The organism is Thermogutta sp. (assembly GCF_039793925.1).
Lineage (GTDB): Bacteria > Planctomycetota > Planctomycetia > Pirellulales > Thermoguttaceae > Thermogutta.
The window spans coordinates 1,371-18,854 of record NZ_JBAMME010000114.1; the positions used below are offsets into that span (position 1 = coordinate 1,371).

A 17,484-nucleotide genomic window follows, 5' to 3' on the forward strand; every position below is an offset into this window, starting at 1 on the left:
CTTTTTCGTCACAATTCACGTTGCTAACGTCGCGACGTGAAGTTTTCTCGCTTGTCCCCGAGGTATTATCAAAAGATAGCTCTAAGCTAATGTTTGACTTCCCCGGGTTTCGCTTTTTTTCGGGCGGAACGATGCGATTTCGATCTGGAATGCGCCGTTTGGGTCGGATGTAGGGATTCTGTGGGCGATCTGTTTTGTGCATTTTGTCCAGCGTGACGTTTGGCTCGACTGTTTCAGAGATTCTGCTGGAAAGAGCCGATGACTTTATCGGGGCGGGACGTCTGTTGGCGCTGGGGTGGCTGCCGGCAATTTGGACGAGAGAAGGCGGCTTTGATGTTTGTTGAAGACGAAAAAACCCTGGCAAACCGTTCTCAGCGATGCTGGCTGAAAACGGGAAGTCCCAGGACTCTGCGAGGCTGATATTGAGCGATGTACCGGGTGCCCGCATTGGAGATATCCATCCGTCATGGCCGGTGACATCCGAAAGGCGGCGATACTTCTGATGAGCCTGCCCCGCGAGCAGGCCACGCAAATTCTCACGCGCCTGGAACCCAAGCAGATCGAGGCCGTGACAATCGAGATCGCGCGCCTGGGGCTGGTGACTGCGGAGGAGCAGGAACAGGCGCTCAGGGAGTTTACCCAAGCCAGTCCTGCCGAGTTGACAGGGGGGAAAGGGGGATTGGAGGTCGCCAAGGAGCTGATCGAGCAGGCTCTTGGAAAGGCCGCCAGCACCACACTGGAGGCGGTCAAACAGTCCATCGAGGCGTTGCCGTTTGCCTTCCTGCAAAAGGTGGACAGCCAGAACCTCATCACATTTCTAATTGATGAGCACCCTCAGACGATCGCCTTGATTCTCTCGCACTTGTCACCCAATCAGGCGGCGGAAATCATCCGTGGATTACCTCCGGAACGTCAGGTGGCCGTCGTCAAGCGAATTGCCACGATGGGGCAGACCAGTCCCGACATCATCCATGAGGTGGAAAAAGGTCTCGAATCCCGCATGTCGAGCGTGATGAGCCAGCGGTTTGAAAACGCAGGAGGAGTTCCCACGGTGGCGGAAATTCTCAATGTGATTGACCGCGCGACGGAGCGGCACATCCTCGATGCTCTCGCCCAGGAAGATCCCGAGCTGGTGGATGAAATTCGTCGCCTGATGTTTGTGTTCGAAGACATCACCAAACTGAGCGACCGCGATATTCAAACGATCCTCAAGCACGTGGAAAATTCGCAATGGGCGATGGCCCTCAAAGGCGCCAGCGACGAGCTCAAGCAAAAAATCCTCAAGAACATGTCCAGTCGGGCGGCGGCTCTTCTGCAAGAGGAGATGGAGTATCTTGGTCCGGTTCGCGCTTCCAACGTGGAGCAGGTTCAGCAGCAGATTGTGGATATCATTCGCCGCCTGGAAGATGCCGGGGAAATCACCGTCAGCACCAACCAGGAGGAGGAACGGCTGATCGTGTGATCTGGCTGCCGACTTCGGGGTCGATCTTACTTCTTCAAAAGCTGTCACTCGTCCTTCATGCACCGTAGGAAGACCCTTTATGATGTAGTAAAGGGTTTTCTGTCTGCGAAAAATTGAGCTGGAATCTGTGGTCTCTCTGTGCCCACGGGCATCGAGCTTTTATGGAAGAGCGAATCACTCCCATGATGCGACAGTACCTGGAGGCAAAACGGGCGTGCCCGGATGCGCTCCTCCTGTTCCGCATGGGAGACTTCTACGAGCTATTTTTCGAGGACGCCAAAATCGCCGCCCAGACCCTTAATCTCACCCTCACCAGCCGGGACAAAGGCGAGGACGCCATCCCCATGGCAGGGTTTCCGCACCACCAGCTCGAGTCTTACCTGGCGAAACTCCTTGCCGCGGGTTTTCGCGTGGCCGTCTGTGACCAGGTAGAGGATCCAAAGCTGGCCAAGGGCCTGGTCCGGCGGGAAATTACCCGCATCGTCACGGCGGGAACGATCACCGATGAGGCCCTGCTCGACCCGCGCGAGCCCAATTTCCTCGCTGCCGTGACACCGGGCGATCCTTTGGGCCTGGCCTGGGTGGACCTATCCACCGGCCGGTTTTATGCGGGCGTGTTTCCCCGGGCGAGTCTGCTCGATGAATTGGTGAGGATTCATCCATCGGAAGTCCTCTGGCCGGATGAGTCGTCAGAAGCCCCACCCGAGCTGGACGGCGTGGTGGTCACACGGCGGCCGGCATGGGTGTTCTCGCCGGTCCATACGGAGCCGCTTTTGGTTCGCCAATTTGGTGCCCGTGCGATCGAGGGCTTCGGCTTTTCCTGGGACGAATCTCAAGATGTGCCGGCCCTCTGTGCAGCAGGGGCGATTCTTGATTATCTCGACGAGACGCAGAAAACGCATCTGCCCCATATCGAAAGGCTGCTCCGTTACCAGACCGGGAGATTCCTGGAGATTGACGAAGCCACCCGGCGAAGCCTGGAACTTGTGCGAACGATGCGCGAAAGCCAGCGCGAGGGAACTCTCCTGTGGGTCCTGGATCGGACGGTCACCGGTATGGGGGCTCGCCTGCTCGCCGAATGGTTGGCTGCTCCCTTGACCGACATTGAAGCCATTCGAGAGCGGCAAGACGCCGTGGCCGAGTTCCTCGAACGTCCCGATTTGTGCCAACGCGTTCGGGACCATCTTCGTCGGGTATTCGATTTGGAGCGGTTGATCACACGCATCACCACGGGCCGTTGCACACCGCGCGATCTGCTGGGTGTCGCCAAGAGCTTGCGGCAGATCCCGCCGCTTAAGGAACTTCTCGCTGGTTGCCAAAGTGAACAGCTGCGCATGATCGGGAATACCGTGGATGCCTGCCCGGAGCTGGAAAACCGGCTCTCCGCAGCGCTTGTCGACCCATGCCCTCTCGCCGCCACCGAGGGGGGCTTTATTCGGGACGGTTATCACGCCGACTTGGACGAGTTACGACAGTTGGCCCGCGGGGGTAAAGAATGGATCGCCCGGTATCAGGCTCAGGAAATTCAGCGAACGGGAATTCCCTCTCTGAAGGTGGGATACAACAAGGTTTTCGGCTACTACATCGAAGTGACGAACACCCACAGGGATAAGATCCCTCCGGAGTACATCCGCAAGCAGACGCTCAAAAATGCCGAACGTTTCATCACACCCGAATTGAAAGAGTACGAAGAAAAGGTCCTCTCGGCGGACGAACGGGCGAAGGAGCTAGAATACCAGCTTTTTGTGGAGCTTCGCGAGGAGGTTCTGGCCCATCGTGGCGTGCTCCAGGCCACGGCGGGAGGGCTGGCCGAACTCGACGTTTTATCAGGCTGGGCGGAACTGGCAAGACAGCGCAACTATTGCCGTCCGAGGCTGGTGGAGGAGCCTGTTCTGGAAATCCTCGAGGGACGCCATCCGGTCCTCGACCTCACGCAACCCGAAGGCACCTTTGTGCCCAACGATCTTCACTGCGGAGAAGGAATGGCTCCTATCATCCTCATCACCGGGCCGAACATGGCGGGCAAGAGCACGTACATCCGGCAGGCTGCCTTGCTTGTCATTATGGCGCAGATGGGGGCGTTTATTCCGGCGAAGGAGGCAACCATCGGTGTGGCGGACCGAGTGTTTGCCCGGGTTGGTGCGAGCGACGATCTTTCCCGCGGGCGCAGCACCTTCATGGTGGAGATGATCGAAACCGCCCGGATTCTCAATTCCGCCACGAAGCGGAGTCTGGTGATTTTGGATGAAATTGGGCGGGGCACGAGCACGTACGACGGCATTTCACTGGCCTGGGCTGTGGTGGAGTATTTGCACAACCGGATCGGCTGCCGGACTCTTTTCGCCACCCATTATCACGAACTCACAGAACTCGCCGAACTGCTGCCAGGGGTCAAAAACTACAATGTGGCCGTGCGAGAATGGCAGGATCAAGTTGTTTTTTTGCACAAAATTGTCCCGGGTGCGGCAGACAAAAGCTACGGCATCCACGTGGCTCAACTCGCCGGGGTGCCGCGGCCCGTCATTGAAAGGGCCAAAGAGATTCTCATGGGTTTGGAATCTGCCCATTTACAGAGCAGGAAGGCATTTTCGGGAGGATCGCGGGAACTCACGACAGGCGACGGCCGAGCAATTCAGCTCACTTTCTTCGAACCCCTGGAGCATCCCATTGTGGAAGAACTTCGAGAGCTGGACCTCAATCGTCTGACGCCGCTCGAGGCATTCGAGAAGATCCGCAAATGGCATGAGCAATTTCGCGGTCGAAGTCGGCGAGGAGGTCGCAAATCGGTCTAATAATTGTCCGCTTCGCGGTGTGATTACTGTTCTCTTCCCAGCTTTTCTACTTTCAGTGTCGTGCGCTGTTTTCCTGTCTTTTCGGATCTGGGTGTCAAATCTTTCCTGAGCGATAAAGTCTCTGTAAACGGTTAGGAAAGTTTTGCCGATTATGAGGACGACACGGGCTTGGACGGTGGTGTGACGGGTCCCATTGTTGACAGAGGTTGTCCTGCGTTCGAGACATTCGAGGGCATTCCATGATTGCACGCCTCAATGGCCCAGTCGCCGCGTGGCTTTGCAGAGCAGGATTCGTCATCGTCCTGGCCGTCGCCCCCTCTCTGGTTGCTCAACGGGGTTTAGCCCAGAACACTCCGCTCAGAGAATTTCAGCTTCGTCATGCATCGCCGGAGCAGGTGGAGCCAGTCATCCGCCAGCTTCTTTCGTCCGTTGCCCGGGTCAGCATTGATACTCAAAACCGGCGGATTCTCATTTCCGGTACGGAGCAAGACTTGCAAGTTGCGGGCAGCGTCATCAGGGCTCTGGACCAGCCGCTACCTCAAACGTCGGCCCCACAACCTCCGCGTAATCCGGTCCCCATCGTAAAAAATTACGCTCTCCCGCGGGCAAGTATGGGAGCCATCGCCTCCCAGCTCCGCGCCCGATATGCGGGCAGGCAGGATGTCCGCATTACGGTGGACGAACGCACGTCACAACTTCTGGTGGTGGCTCCGGAAGACGTTCAAATGGCCATCGCGGGCTCGGTAATGGAACAACAGCCGAATCAACCGGCTCTTTCCGAGAGGTCGCAGCCAGTGCGCGTCTTGCCCGTTGGAACGGAGACACCCACGGCCGAATCGCAGCCATCCCTGACTCTTTCGGGCAAATCGACCCCCGCGGCAGACATGGTGAGTACGGTGGAACCGGCCAACGGTCAGAACAGCTCCCAGGCAAGACCGGCTTCCGGCGGCATGCAGATCACCGAAGACGCACCCCTGTGGAACGCGCAGGTGGGGCAAGTGGAAGCCTTTCTTAAGGAAACCCTCGGGCCGGCTCTGGAACCCGTGGTGATGCCGGGTGCGAGTCAGCCCTCTGGCTATCAGATCACGCTGCGCACCGGGGAGAAGCTCAGCCTGAGCTTTGACCGACAGGCCAATCGCATTCAGGTGCGGGGCCCGGCCTGGGCGATGCCCGCCGCTCGACAGCTCATCCACGCGCTGGATGGACCACCCAACACGGAATCACGAACGGTGCGGCTCGTTCCGCTCAGTGCCACCAAGGCGGAAAGTGTGCATCAGCTTACACGGGCGGTGCGCGTTGCCAATACGACGGCCAGCGAGGCTGAAGCGGAGAATGTCGGGACGAATCTCCTTGCTCAGGTCGAGCAGCCAGCGAACCAGGAACCATCCCAGCCGACGCAACCCAGCGAGCAGCCGCCTTCCCAGCAACCTCCTGCCGAAGGACAGCCGCAACCACCGGCTCCCGGCGCTGAGGGGGTGGCGGGGACGCAGGCCCCCGCCGGAGAAGGCGGTCTTATCGGACCGGTCCAGATTGAATACCTGGAAGGACTGGATGTGCTGGTGATCCGTGGTAACCGGCGGGACGTGGAACGGGTGATGCAGATCATTCGGCAAATCGAAGAACTCAGTGTAGAGACCGAACCGGAAATCCGCGTCGTCCTCCTTCGCCACGTGGACTGCGAGGCCCTCCTCACGATCCTCAACCAGGTGTACCAGGCTGTGTTCGCTGCCCGACGCGGTCCCATCACCATGATCGCCCTAGTCAAACCCAACGCCATCTTGCTTGTGGGTCGGCAGGAAGCGATTCGGACTGTGCTGGAACTGATCGGGAAACTCGACCGGCCTGTATCGCCCGAAAGCGAATTCAAAGTTTTTCCGCTCAAGCATGCCTCGGCCACCACAGTGGAGCAACGGCTGACGACGTTCTATCAAAATCGAGGAGGTCTGGGAACGAGAATTCTCATCACGTCGGACTTCCGCTCCAACACGGTGATCGTGAAGGCATCTCCTCGGGACATGCTGGAGATCGAGCAGATGATCGCCAAGCTGGATGTGCCCACCAGCGAGGCGGTCAATGAAATTCGGGTGTTCACTCTTAAGAATTCGCTGGCCAGTGAACTGGCGACGGTCTTGCAGCAGGCCATTTCCGCCACAGGAGCCGCTGGAGCGATTCGACAGACGGCCACGGGTCAGGTGACCACAGCACAGGCAGCAGGTCAGCAGCAGGAAATCCGCTCCACGCGCCTCCGCTTCCTCACCGTCGATACCCAGGGCAAACAGATGCTCGAATCCGGGATTGTGACGGACGTGCGGATTACGGCCGACGTTCGCGCCAACGCCCTGGTGGTGTCCGCTCCTTCCGACAGCATGCCTCTGATTGCCGCTCTCATCGCGGAACTCGATCGACTTCCTTCGGCAGAAGCCCAGGTCAAGGTGTTCACCATCGTCAATGGAGACGCCCAGGCCCTGGCCGACATGTTGCAGACCCTGTTCGGGCAGACACTTACTGTGACCGCGGGAGCTGCTGGTGCGGCCGCCCAGCCGGCTTATCGAACAGGGGCACAAGAGGGTGAAAGCTCTTTGATTCCCTTGCGATTTGCCGTGGACGTGCGGACTAACAGTATCATTGCCAGCGGATCAGCAGGTGACCTGGCCGTGGTAGAGGCTATTCTCCTCAGGCTTGACGAGTCGGAAATCATCAAGCGAAAGACGGAGGTTTTCCGCCTGAAAAACGCCCCGGCCAACGATGTCGCCAGCGCTATCAACACCTATCTGACGAATGAGCGGCAGGTCCGTCAGTTGAATGTCAACGCGTTTAGTACGTTCGAGTTTTTAAGTAAAGAAGTGGTTATTGTGCCGGAGCCGGTGAGCAACAGCCTCATCGTCAGCGCCACGCCCGAGTATTACGACCAAATCGTGGAAATCATCACGCGGCTCGATGAGCGACCTCCCATGGTCCTCATCCAGGTGCTGATTGCCGAAGTCCAATTGAGCAATACGGACGAGTTCGGCATCGAGCTGGGTATTCAGGACCCGATCCTCTTCAACCGCAGCGTGGCCGGAGTGCCAGGATTCCTCTTCAACAGCACAGGTCCATTGGGGAATAACACGGCTGCACCCTCCCCGGATGTTGTTGGCGCCCAGGCGATCTCCAACTTCGGGGTGGGACGCGGCAACTCCACGCTCGGCTTCGGTGGCATGGTGCTTTCCGCGTCCAGTGAAGCGGTGAGTGTTCTCATCCGGGCACTCCGTCAGCAGCGACGGCTGGACGTCCTCAGCCGGCCACAGGTCATGGCCCTGGACAATCAACCGGCCTTTGTGCAGGTTGGTCAACAGGTTCCCACCATCACGGGGACTTCTGTGACACAGAACGTGCAGGTCAACAGTGTGAGTTTCACGAACACAGGCCTGATCCTACTCGTTCGTCCGCGGATCAGCCCCGATGGTCAGGTGGTTATGGAGATCAACGCGGAAAAATCGGATGTCGGACCGGAGTCTGAGGGGATTCCCATTTCGGTGTCCGCCGCCGGGCAAGTCATTCGCTCACCGCGAATCAACACCACCCGCGCCCAGACCACAGTGAGCGCCGCCGACGGTCAGACGATCATTCTGGCCGGGTTGATTACCAAGAGCCGGTCCACGACCAATCGGAGAATTCCCGGGCTGAGTGATATTCCGATTCTGCGGCATTTCTTCCGCTATGACATCGATGAATCCTCACGGTCGGAGTTGCTCATCATTCTCACCCCGCATGTGGTTCGATCGGAGGAGGACATTGAGCGCGTAAAACAAATCGAGGCCGCCCGAATGCATTGGTGTCTCGCAGATGTGGTGGCGATCCACGACGGAATGGCCCCGCCGGCCGCAGGCAATGTAGATCAGGGCCCCATGCCCACACCGGCAACCCCCAGGATGGAAGGACAGGAAGTGATTCCAACTCCCGCACCTTCGGGAACTCAACCAGCGCAGCCGATGAACGATACACAAAGCCAGTTCGGACCGTCGCCCATCCTGGGAGCCCCCGTGGCAACGCCCGGGTACGGAACGCCGACCGATCAATTAGGTGTCACCCACATCACCGACAGCGTCCCGGCCGATTCCTCCAACCCATTTCGGAAGGAAACCAGTGCACCTACCAGCACCACGGGGGCACGCCCACTGAAGTCGACGTCGGAAAGATGACACGACTCATCCAAGAACGGCGGGATAACGGAAATCGGGATACGGAGATCGCCACATATGTGGTGGAGCTGGCAAGGACGGAAAATCGCAGCCCTGGGCAGTGCTTTCATGGGGATGCCGCGCATGCACACCCGAAATAGAACGATCTGGATTTGCGTGATTGCGGCACTTCCGGCTTTGACGGTGGGATGCGCACGGTTCGATCTGCGGCGGAACATCCCCTGGCAAGAAGTTTCCGATAAACCAGTTCAGTCCGTCGTGGTGTTCTGGACGGAAGCTCTCATCGAACGCCGTTCTGCCCCACCTTACCGCGGATTTGGCGGTCGGGTTTATTTCTACCCGGCTGACATGAGCCGCCCCATGAAGGTCCGAGGAACTCTTGTGGTTTACGCCTTTGACGACAATTTACCGCCGCCAGAGAACCTGAAACCCGTCAGAAAGTTCGTCTTCACCAACGAGGAACTGGAAAAGGTTTATGCGGAATCCAAGCTCGGACCATCCTACAACATCTTGATTCCCTGGGATGAATTTTCCCCGAAAGCCCAGCGAATCAGTCTCATCGCCCGATTTATTCCGGAAAATGGTCCCTCGGTGGTCAGCGAACAAGCGCGGGTTTTCCTGCCTGGTTTGGACTCTTCGTTCTTGGCTGGACAGTCGAGTCAGAATGGGTCAACCGCGCGCCCCACGTCTCAGGCTACGATCGTTCAAGACCGCGCCGTCGTTCCGACTTCCGTGTCCCAAAGTGGGACTGGTGGATCGACAGGGATCGTCCAGGCCGCTGGGACAGCGGTTGCCAAAGATAGCCAGCCTTCGCCCAGGTCGGACAATCCGGAAGCCCAACGGAACCAGTCCCAACAGGGGGCCCCACCCCGGCGGCGAATGCAAACGCTGACGCTCAACCTCTCGCGTCATGGGCAGGCTGGACCCGGGAGCGCTTCCATTCCAGCGAGCGACCAGACCACAGCTTTTGCGTCGTCAACTCTCGACGTTTCGACGGCGACCGACTCCGTGCCCGCACCACAGCAGAGTCGTCAAGAAATGAGCATGAGCAGTGAAGCAAGCTCAGCGCAAGCGGGGCATCAATTTCACCGCTGGTCGCCGCCAGGAAGTCCGTTGACTTACTCGCCGCCAGAAGCTCCCGTTACTCCGGGAACGCTTATTGGCCAGTTGAGCCAGCAACCACCAGTTCGTTCTGAACTTTATCAATCCCCGGCTCCAACAGGAGCAACCGCTCCAGCACAAGCCGATCGTTCGCTGAAGGAACCGTCCCCCTGAGGATCGCCGTCCGGCCTTCGACAGCCACCTGAACATTGGGCGGCGCGCCGTTGGCCGTGCGCAGACTGGTTACCCGCGAAACCAAGGCAGTCAGCCCCTGGGACACGGATTGGGCCGGAGGTTGAGGGGCTGTAAATCCAACCCGTAGTGCCGAGGGAATAATATCCTGCTGGGTCCGACCGCGCCCAAGAATTCCGAATCGCGAGGACGTACGAGAACCGAGCGTGGATCGGCTCGAACCCAGAAGGCTGCGGCCACCAAGGAGTGAGGTTCCCAGCGTGCTGCGGCCCAATGTGGAAAGGCTGCCGCGACTTGTCAAACCGGAAGTCACACCGGAACGGCTTGTCCCTGCACCCTGCATGCTCAGCGGATTAATTGCCTCCGAGGCCTCTGCCCCCACAAACGTATCGGAACTCCCGAAAAGTTGCTCCGCCAGGTTGACGGACTGAATATTCACGAATTGGCCGCTGGTGATGGGAATAGAGGAGGATGTCCCCATCCCTACGCCGGTGCCGGTGCGAGTGCTACCAGAAATTCGGGTGCTGGTGCCTGGCGTCAAACTGCTGCCCAGCGTCTGGGATGTGCCAAACAGGCCACTCCCCGTCGTCTGTGCAAAAGCACTCGGAAATTCGGCAAAAGCGCCGAAAACCATTCCAAATGCCACAACAGCCACGGGAAAAAGTTGAGAGCGATTCATGGTCGTAACTCCCTCAGTCCACCACGTGGGAGTGCTGTGTGCGCTTTGTTATCCCGAGTCTCATTGTATTGGGCAGCTTCAATGTCCTCGTATCCCCAACAAGGGGCGTGTCGACTCGTTACTGTGTCGGCGTTAAGCGTACCGTGCCCGCACAGCCCAACCTGCTAACTTATCGTCGAACAACGCCCAGGCCGTTGGGGGAACTCCCATAAGGTTAAACAACCGACAAGCCCCACGGGACCGTTCAAGACCTATTGGACGACATCTGTCCCACGGCCGACTTTGACGTCAACGCGGATTATCCCCAGAGTGGTGATGCCAAAGCGATGTCAGTTTTTCGACCGCCTGGCGGTAATGTTCGCCCAAAGGTTTCAGAATGACGTGGCGGGTGGACGAATCCACGATGCTTAGCTCGACATCGAGCCGCTCTGGGGGGAGGGCGTCGGCCACCCTGTCCGCCCATTCCACGACGCAGATGCCCGGCCTCTGAAAGTATTCGTCTACCCCCAATTCGAGGAATTCCTCGCTGTCTTTGAGGCGATAAACATCGAAATGGAACACTGGCACCCGTCCGGGGTACTCGTGGATGAGCACAAAGGTGGGACTGATAACGGCGGCCTCGGCCACTCCGCAGCCTCGCGCGAGCCCTTGCACCAATCTCGTCTTACCCGATCCCAGGGTTCCTATCAGGCCCACCAACGAAGGGGGAGAAAGGAACCCTGCCAGAAGCTCGCCAATTTTCCGGGTCGTTTCCTCGTTGGTTGAAACGAGGAGATACTCTCCTGTGCTGGCTGGATGATCTGACATTAAACCTGCATGAAAGAACATCAAATGGCGGTGAGAAACCCTTTACCGGACCTGCGACCAATTCCGAGTGTGCCCTACCCCCTAAATCAGGCGAGTATGTGCTCGTAGCCTTTCGGCTGAAGAGCGGTTCGTTTTTTCCCTTTCTCCAACCAGAGCCCTTTCTCCGGAACAAACTCGCCAATGTCCGTGAGTTTGACAGAGATGGGCTGATCCCTAAGCATGCGTTGCGCCTCGGCGGGAGGGACAGCCAGGATCAGCTCGAAGTCCTCCCCGTCGTAAAGGGCGCGATCGAGCGGTTTCTGCTTGCTTTTTTCCTGTTTGACTATGCGGTAGGCGGCCTCCGATATCGGCACGCTGTCGGCATGAATAACGGCGCCACATTGGCTTTCCTGAGTCAGCCGCCAGAGATCAAGGGCCAGGCCATCACTCACGTCGATTCCTGCATGCACTTCGTAGGAACGGTAGAGGAAAATGGCTTCCCAGACCCGGGGTGTAAAAGTAAGATGCTTACCCAAAATAGATCCCCCAAAATCGCCAGTGACAATGATGCGGTCGCCTGGCCGGGCACCGCTTCGGGAAAGGACTCCGCCCGGGGGAGGCAACCCCAAAGCCGTCACACTGATCACAAGAGGACCTTCCCAACTGTTTGTGTCTCCCCCGGCCACCGCGATTTGAAAATCCCGGGCCAGGGGGAGCAGGCCTTCGTAGAGTCGCTTGGCCAGTTCCATTCCGCCCTTTTGCGGCAGGACGAGCCCCACCACGCAAGCCTTCGGAGAAGCCGCCATGGCAGCCAGGTCACTGAGGTTGACGGCCAGGGCCTTGCGCCCAATCTGCTCCGGGGAGGTCTGACTGCTGATGAAATCTACCCCCTCCATGAGGACGTCCGTCGTGATGACGCACTGCTGAACATCGAGGTCGATGACCGCCGCGTCATCTCCGATGCCCACACGGACGCATGGATATTTGGGAATTCGTTGACGGAAAAAGTTGATCAGCTCAAATTCCATACATCTTCACTCGATCAGGCACATCCTCACGCAGAGCCTCCCTCGATTTCGAAACTTCTATGGTTCGGCAGAGAGCGATGCTCTCCGGGAATAGCCCGTGTTCGCCGGCCTTCTTCTCCTAACTCTTCCATCCTACGGATGACCTATCCGCCGGAACATCCCACAACTCCTATTAGCTTACCGCATGACCCTCCTTTGGCGAAATACCCGCAAGCCTCTTCAATCCCAAGCGCAGGGTCTCCCAGCGGAGGACTGCCAGAGTGGACGCTTCCACAGAGCCAAACGGTAATCCCTGGTTTCTTGGAAGGTCCTTGCTCGAGATGCTGGACTTGGCTCCGCTGCGCTATTTGCATAGGATTAGATGAACCCCGTGCACCCGGCAAACGGTGGCATCCGAGGAGAAGGTGAACGGTAGCCGATTGCGAAGCTCGGTCCTACCAAAAAGACGCTATGAAACCACTGAAGTGGAGGTTGAGATTTCTATGGCAGTGAGTCTGACCCCGGTAGCAGCATCAGAAATTAAACGCATCATTGAAGAGCAGAAACTCGATTCCAACACCGTTTTGCGGATGGCGATCGGTGGAGGTGGATGCTCTGGGCTGCAGTATTCCCTCGGTTTCGATACGGAATACGATCCCAAGCTCGATTTTCGATACGAATGCAATGGCATATCCCTGGTAACCCGCAAGAAATACGCTCTTCACCTTGACGGCACCATCATTGATTTCGTGGACAGCCCGATGGGACGCGGGTTTGTGATCAATAACCCCAATTATCCGCGTGGCGGTGGTTGCTCGGGTTGCGGCGGCCATTGAACATTTTGGCCGGATAAATTTTCCACAGCACCGCCGCGAGTGCTTGTCACGCCCGGTCAGCTTCAGGATGAACGAGGTTTTGATCGGGGAAGATCATCGCTTCGGCGAATTTCCATCGGAAATCCGGATCGGTCGACAGGTCCACATGATGGACTGTCCGTGCGAGCTCTTCAGCATTGCGTCGGGCCTCTTCAGAAACTAGCGCAAGTTGCGCCCCAAAAAGGGAGGTATTGCCGCAGAATCGAATTCGTTGGGTTGGAATACCTGAAGGAAGGAGGCCCACCCGCTGCGCGTGACGCCGACGAATATAGTTGGCGAACCCACCGGCTAGATAAACCGCCTGGACATCCGACGAGGACAGTCCCAGTCGCCCCAGCAGGATCTCCGTCCCAGCCCGTATTGCGCCAATGGCGAGCTGGAGCTGCCGCACGTCTCGCTGCGTGAGAAAGATCGGCTGCCCGGAGGCCGTTTCTTCTCCCGGCACCACGAGAAACGCCGGACGTCCCTCGTGTAGGACAATCCGTTCCAGGAGCGGTCCGCGACCATGCGCAGGAGCGACCTCGCCGTGTAGGGTACATCCTCCCAGTCTTCCCTGCGGGTCGATGACGCCGGCGTCGAGAAGGATCGCGAGCAGGTCCAAGAGAGCGGAGCCACACAGGCCCGCGGGACGCTGATTTCCAATCACCCGGTAACGCAGCGTGCCCCGGTTATCCCGCCAGATCTGTTCGATGGCGCCCAGGGCGGCACGCATGCCGGAGCTGATTTTGGCGCCTTCGAAAGCTGGACCGGCGGCAGTGGCTGCGGCGTGGAGGGACTGGCCATCGTAAACAACGATTTCCCCGTTGGTGCCCAGATCGACGAGCAGCGAGGGCGTGTCGCCATTCAACAGTCCGCTGGTGAGGATACCGGCCACCGTATCACCGCCCACAAATCCGCCGATGGCCGGAAACACATACAGGCGGCACTCCGGATGGAGATCCAAACCGACATCCCTGGCGCGGCAGGACACGGCTGCTACCGTAACTGGAGTGAACGGATACCGACCCAAACCGAAGGGATGGAATCCGCACAGGAGATGCTGCATGGTAGTGTTGCCAGCACAGGCCACCTGGTAAATTTCATTGCGGGAAATCCCCGCGTCTTGGATGACGGTTTGGACAAGATCGTTGAGGGCCTCGCGAACCGCCTGCTGAAGTCGCTGGAGCCCGTCGGATCTTTCACAGGCGAACTGAATGCGGGAGATCACATCGTCGCCGAACTGAGTCTGGGGGTTAAGCCGCGCAGCCACTGCAAGCGGCATGGCGGTGTTAACATCCACAAGAGAAGCCACCAGGGTTGTGGTGCCCAGATCGAAGGCTAGGCCGTAATTCTTTTCTCGCGTATCGCCCGGTTCAAATCCCACGATGCGTCTTTCGGCAACTAATGCGGTGACCGTGCCCTCTATGGGGGTGTACCGAGCCAGTTCGGCGATTGCGGTGACTGTGAGCGGCAATTCCCCAATCTGGCGCTGCACCTCGTGGACCAGTGATCGCGATCCCGCCGCTTCTGGTCGCGTGAGGAGCTGTTTCTGAAATGGTGGTGTGCCCCTCCGCAGGCGGAGCTGTCCCGTCGAAGTGAGAATTTGATGCTGGCCGGTGGCCAGCGCCTCGGGCGGGATAGTTACTACCAGCGGCGATGTGACGACAAGCTGACACGCCAGGCGGTATCCTTCCGCGAGTTGTTCCGGGCTTATGTGCCGCAGGTCGACTTCGGTCGTGGGGGCGGACCCCTGGACGACGCGAATCCGACACTTGCCACAATGGCCATCTCCACCACAGGGAAGGTTTAGCGGGACCCCGAGCTGCCGCGCGATTTCGACAAATGGAGTGCCCGGTGCTACTGATGTGGTTTTATGGAGAGGCTGAATCGTAAGTTCCACGCGCTGTTCTGCCATGCAAGATAGGGCTCACTCCTCTAGGGACCATTGACTGTGCAAAACTACAGAATAGCAAACGAAATTTAAACAAAAAATGCCGCAAGGCACATCCACTTGCGGCGAAACGTCAGACCAATTGGCGTTAGGAGCGTCCCCGACAGGACTCGAACCTGTAACCTTCGGCTCCGGAGGCCGACGCTCTATCCGATTGAGCTACGGGGACCCAGCCATGCATCCTTTCGTTCGAGCCAGTCAAGTCCAGCCGGCCACACCGGTCATCTCAACTCATATTAAGCCCGGTGAACCTGCCTTATTCTACACCATTCCGGCTAACCCGGCGATCCCGGCTGGCAGACGCCCCGCACCTGATCCTGCGGGGGCACACGCCACTCACGCTCCCGGCTGGAAAGTCAACCGTGCACCAGACAACGTCCATTTTTTTAGTCTACCAGGTGATCCTGAGGGTGAAAAGTAAAACCGCCGTGTTTACGGTGCCAGCGCGGTGCTGAAAGCGCCTTCGCTGAACGGCGGGGAGGGCTTCCAGGATTGCCAAACGACGTAAAGTCTCAGCCCGATTCTTTCCGGTCATGGGTGAGATTTCGTCTAGCTCGGACGAACCGGGACGCTTGTTCTATCTGGTAACCTGCTAAATTGTAGGTTCCACCGCTTAGTCACCTCCGGTAGACCTGGCGATTTATAATGGTGAAATTCCGAAGTGCGAATATCTACGGAAAACCGCCCGCAGCTTCGCTAGCTTTTTGATGGAGGGCACGCATGCTGAGGAAGCGTCTGGAGTCCTTTCGAGAGCAGCTTTTCTTTCGCCCGCATTATCCCACCGCCCCCATCCAAACTGAGGCGCTTCCCCCAGGCATCCCCTACATCATTGGGAATGAGGCGGCGGAGCGGTTCAGCTTTTACGGCATGCGGGCGATTCTCGTCGTGTTTATGACGCAGTACCTTCTGGCGGGCGACGGCCATGCTGCCCCAATGACCGAGGCAGAGGCGAAGTTTTACTTCCATCTTTTTAACATGGGAGTTTACTTTTTCCCAATTCTTGGGGCGGTCCTGGCCGACATGTTCTGGGGCAAGTACCCAACGATCATCGGGTTGTCTCTCGTCTATTGCTTGGGGCATGTGTCGCTAGCATGGGATGAGACCCGACTGGGCCTGTTTCTGGGTCTGGCCCTGATTGCTCTGGGTTCGGGAGGTATCAAATCCTGTGTTTCCGCCCACGTCGGCGACCAATTCTGCCGGGCAAACGCGCACCGGATGACCGAGGTCTTCGCGTGGTTTTACTTGGCGATCAATCTGGGAGCGGCGACGTCGTCGCTCCTGACACCGTGGCTTTTGAGAATTTCCGGGCCCGGGGTGGCCTTCGCCGTGCCAGGGCTACTGATGGCGCTGGCAACCGCAGTGTTCTTCGCGGGCCGATCGAAGTTTGCCCACATTCCTCCGGCAGGACGGAAATTTCTCGGCGATCTCTTTGACCCAGAGGGGCGGCAGGCGCTACTGCGATTGGTGCCCCTTTTCCTATTTGTCGCCATGTTCTGGTCCCTTTTCGATCAGTCGGGTTCAGCCTGGGTGCTTCAGGCGGAAAAGATGAACCGACACTTCCTGGGGATCAACTGGGAATCTGCGCAAATTCAGGCGGTCAATCCAGTGTTGATTCTGGTTTTGGTTCCCCTATTTACGCGAGTCCTCTATCCGCTGGTGGACCGTTTTTGGAAATTCACCCCGTTGCGGAGAATTTCGGTCGGGATGTTTGTGGCGGGCGGCTCTTTTTGGATATCTGCCGTGATAGAATCGCTCATCCAGAGGGGGCTGGCCCCAACCATAGGATGGCAGTTCCTCGCCTATCTCGTGCTGACTTCCGCAGAGGTCCTCGTCTCCGTCACCTGTTTGGAGTTTGCTTACACCCAGGCCCCCAAACGCCTCAAATCACTTGTGATGGGCATGTATCTTCTTTCTGTTTCGTTGGGGAATGCATTCACGGCGGCCGTCAATTATGTGGTGAAGTTCTACCGCCTGGATGCGCCGGGCAACATCATGGCTGGACCCGGCTACTTCTGGTTTTTTATGCTCACGATGCTGGTTACGGCGGGGCTTTTCAGCCTAGCGGCCAGCTTCTACCGGGGGAAGGACGTGCTTCAGGATTGAGAAATCAACGGGACTGCCCTGGCGTTGGCAAGCTGAGCAGAACAGGAAGAATGGGAGCAGATCGGCCAGCGACCGCCCTCGAATTTGCATCGAGGGGGACTTGGCAGGGAAGCAATCTCTGTGGTTAAATACGGGAACCCACTCTGAATGGAGGCAGCCCGAGGGGGTGCGTGCCACGATTTTCCTTTCTGCCTCCCATTGAGAAAGTTAATCCCTTCTGATAGCATTTAAGTTTTTCGCCCCGAATTAGGATGGCGAGGGATACAATCCACAACTAGGGTGATGCAAAATGGCGGGAGTCCTGAATGAGATAATTCGCATTCGCATGGAGTCATACGACCACGCGGTGCTCGATCAGTGCGCTAAGGAAATCGTG

10 protein-coding genes, 1 tRNA gene and 1 pseudogene are annotated in these 17,484 nt (G+C 58.0%); 7 read left to right on the forward strand and 5 right to left on the reverse strand.

The window, feature by feature from the left end; genetic code table 11:
- Nucleotides 1-466 precede the first annotated feature (466 nt).
- The 4 genes from fliG to ABJK56_RS03980 all read left to right on the forward strand — a co-directional run bounded on the left by fliG (nt 467) and on the right by ABJK56_RS03980 (nt 9,710).
- A complete protein-coding gene (fliG, locus tag ABJK56_RS03965; RefSeq protein ID WP_347243370.1) occupies nt 467-1,462 on the forward strand; it encodes a flagellar motor switch protein FliG in 996 nt (331 codons plus the stop codon).
- A gap of 173 nt (nt 1,463-1,635) precedes the next feature.
- A complete protein-coding gene (gene mutS / locus ABJK56_RS03970; RefSeq protein WP_347243415.1) occupies nt 1,636-4,254 on the forward strand; it encodes a DNA mismatch repair protein MutS in 2,619 nt (872 codons plus the stop codon).
- Nucleotides 4,255-4,493: 239 nt separating this feature from the next.
- The gene (locus tag ABJK56_RS03975; RefSeq protein WP_347243371.1) at nt 4,494-8,435 is read left to right on the forward strand and encodes a secretin N-terminal domain-containing protein; all 3,942 of its coding nucleotides are present in this window, start codon (nt 4,494-4,496) and stop codon (nt 8,433-8,435) included.
- A 57-nt stretch (nt 8,436-8,492) separates the two neighbouring features.
- Complete coding sequence (locus ABJK56_RS03980) at nt 8,493-9,710, forward strand: hypothetical protein (protein ID WP_347243372.1); 1,218 nt, start codon at nt 8,493-8,495, stop codon at nt 9,708-9,710.
- On the opposite strand, the gene ABJK56_RS03985 is transcribed toward ABJK56_RS03980, so the two are convergent.
- The 3 genes from ABJK56_RS03985 to thiL form a co-directional block, all read right to left on the reverse strand.
- A complete protein-coding gene (locus ABJK56_RS03985) occupies nt 9,592-10,407 on the reverse strand; it encodes a BON domain-containing protein (RefSeq protein ID WP_347243373.1) in 816 nt (271 codons plus the stop codon). The two genes, ABJK56_RS03980 and ABJK56_RS03985, sit on opposite strands and share 119 nt — an antisense overlap.
- Before the next feature lie 288 nt (nt 10,408-10,695).
- On the reverse strand, nt 10,696-11,214 hold the full coding sequence (gene tsaE, locus ABJK56_RS03990; RefSeq protein ID WP_347243374.1) for a tRNA (adenosine(37)-N6)-threonylcarbamoyltransferase complex ATPase subunit type 1 TsaE: 519 nt from the start codon (nt 11,212-11,214) through the stop codon (nt 10,696-10,698).
- Nucleotides 11,215-11,300: 86 nt separating this feature from the next.
- Complete coding sequence (gene thiL, locus ABJK56_RS03995) at nt 11,301-12,221, reverse strand: thiamine-phosphate kinase (protein WP_347243375.1); 921 nt, start codon at nt 12,219-12,221, stop codon at nt 11,301-11,303.
- Between the two features lie 482 nt (nt 12,222-12,703).
- Here thiL and ABJK56_RS04000 point away from each other — a divergent pair, with 482 nt between their 5' ends.
- Nucleotides 12,704-13,036: an iron-sulfur cluster assembly accessory protein gene (locus ABJK56_RS04000; RefSeq protein ID WP_347243376.1), complete on the forward strand. Its 333-nt coding sequence runs from the start codon at nt 12,704-12,706 to the stop codon at nt 13,034-13,036.
- A gap of 46 nt (nt 13,037-13,082) precedes the next feature.
- On the opposite strand, the gene ABJK56_RS04005 is transcribed toward ABJK56_RS04000, so the two are convergent.
- Nucleotides 13,083-14,969 carry an ASKHA domain-containing protein gene (locus tag ABJK56_RS04005; RefSeq protein ID WP_347243377.1) on the reverse strand — a complete coding sequence of 629 codons (1,887 nt, stop codon included), beginning with the start codon at nt 14,967-14,969 and terminating at the stop codon, nt 13,083-13,085.
- 131 nt (nt 14,970-15,100) lie between these two features.
- A tRNA-Arg gene (locus ABJK56_RS04010) sits at nt 15,101-15,174 on the reverse strand.
- A gap of 551 nt (nt 15,175-15,725) precedes the next feature.
- Between ABJK56_RS04010 and ABJK56_RS04015 the strand changes: the two genes are divergently transcribed.
- Together ABJK56_RS04015 and ABJK56_RS04020 are read left to right on the forward strand one after the other, a co-directional pair.
- Nucleotides 15,726-17,108 (forward strand): POT family MFS transporter, encoded by a 1,383-nt coding sequence (locus ABJK56_RS04015; protein ID WP_347243378.1) that lies wholly within the window; start codon nt 15,726-15,728, stop codon nt 17,106-17,108.
- 289 nt (nt 17,109-17,397) lie between these two features.
- Nucleotides 17,398-17,484, forward strand: a pseudogene (locus ABJK56_RS04020) (30S ribosomal protein S10); the annotation flags it as partial.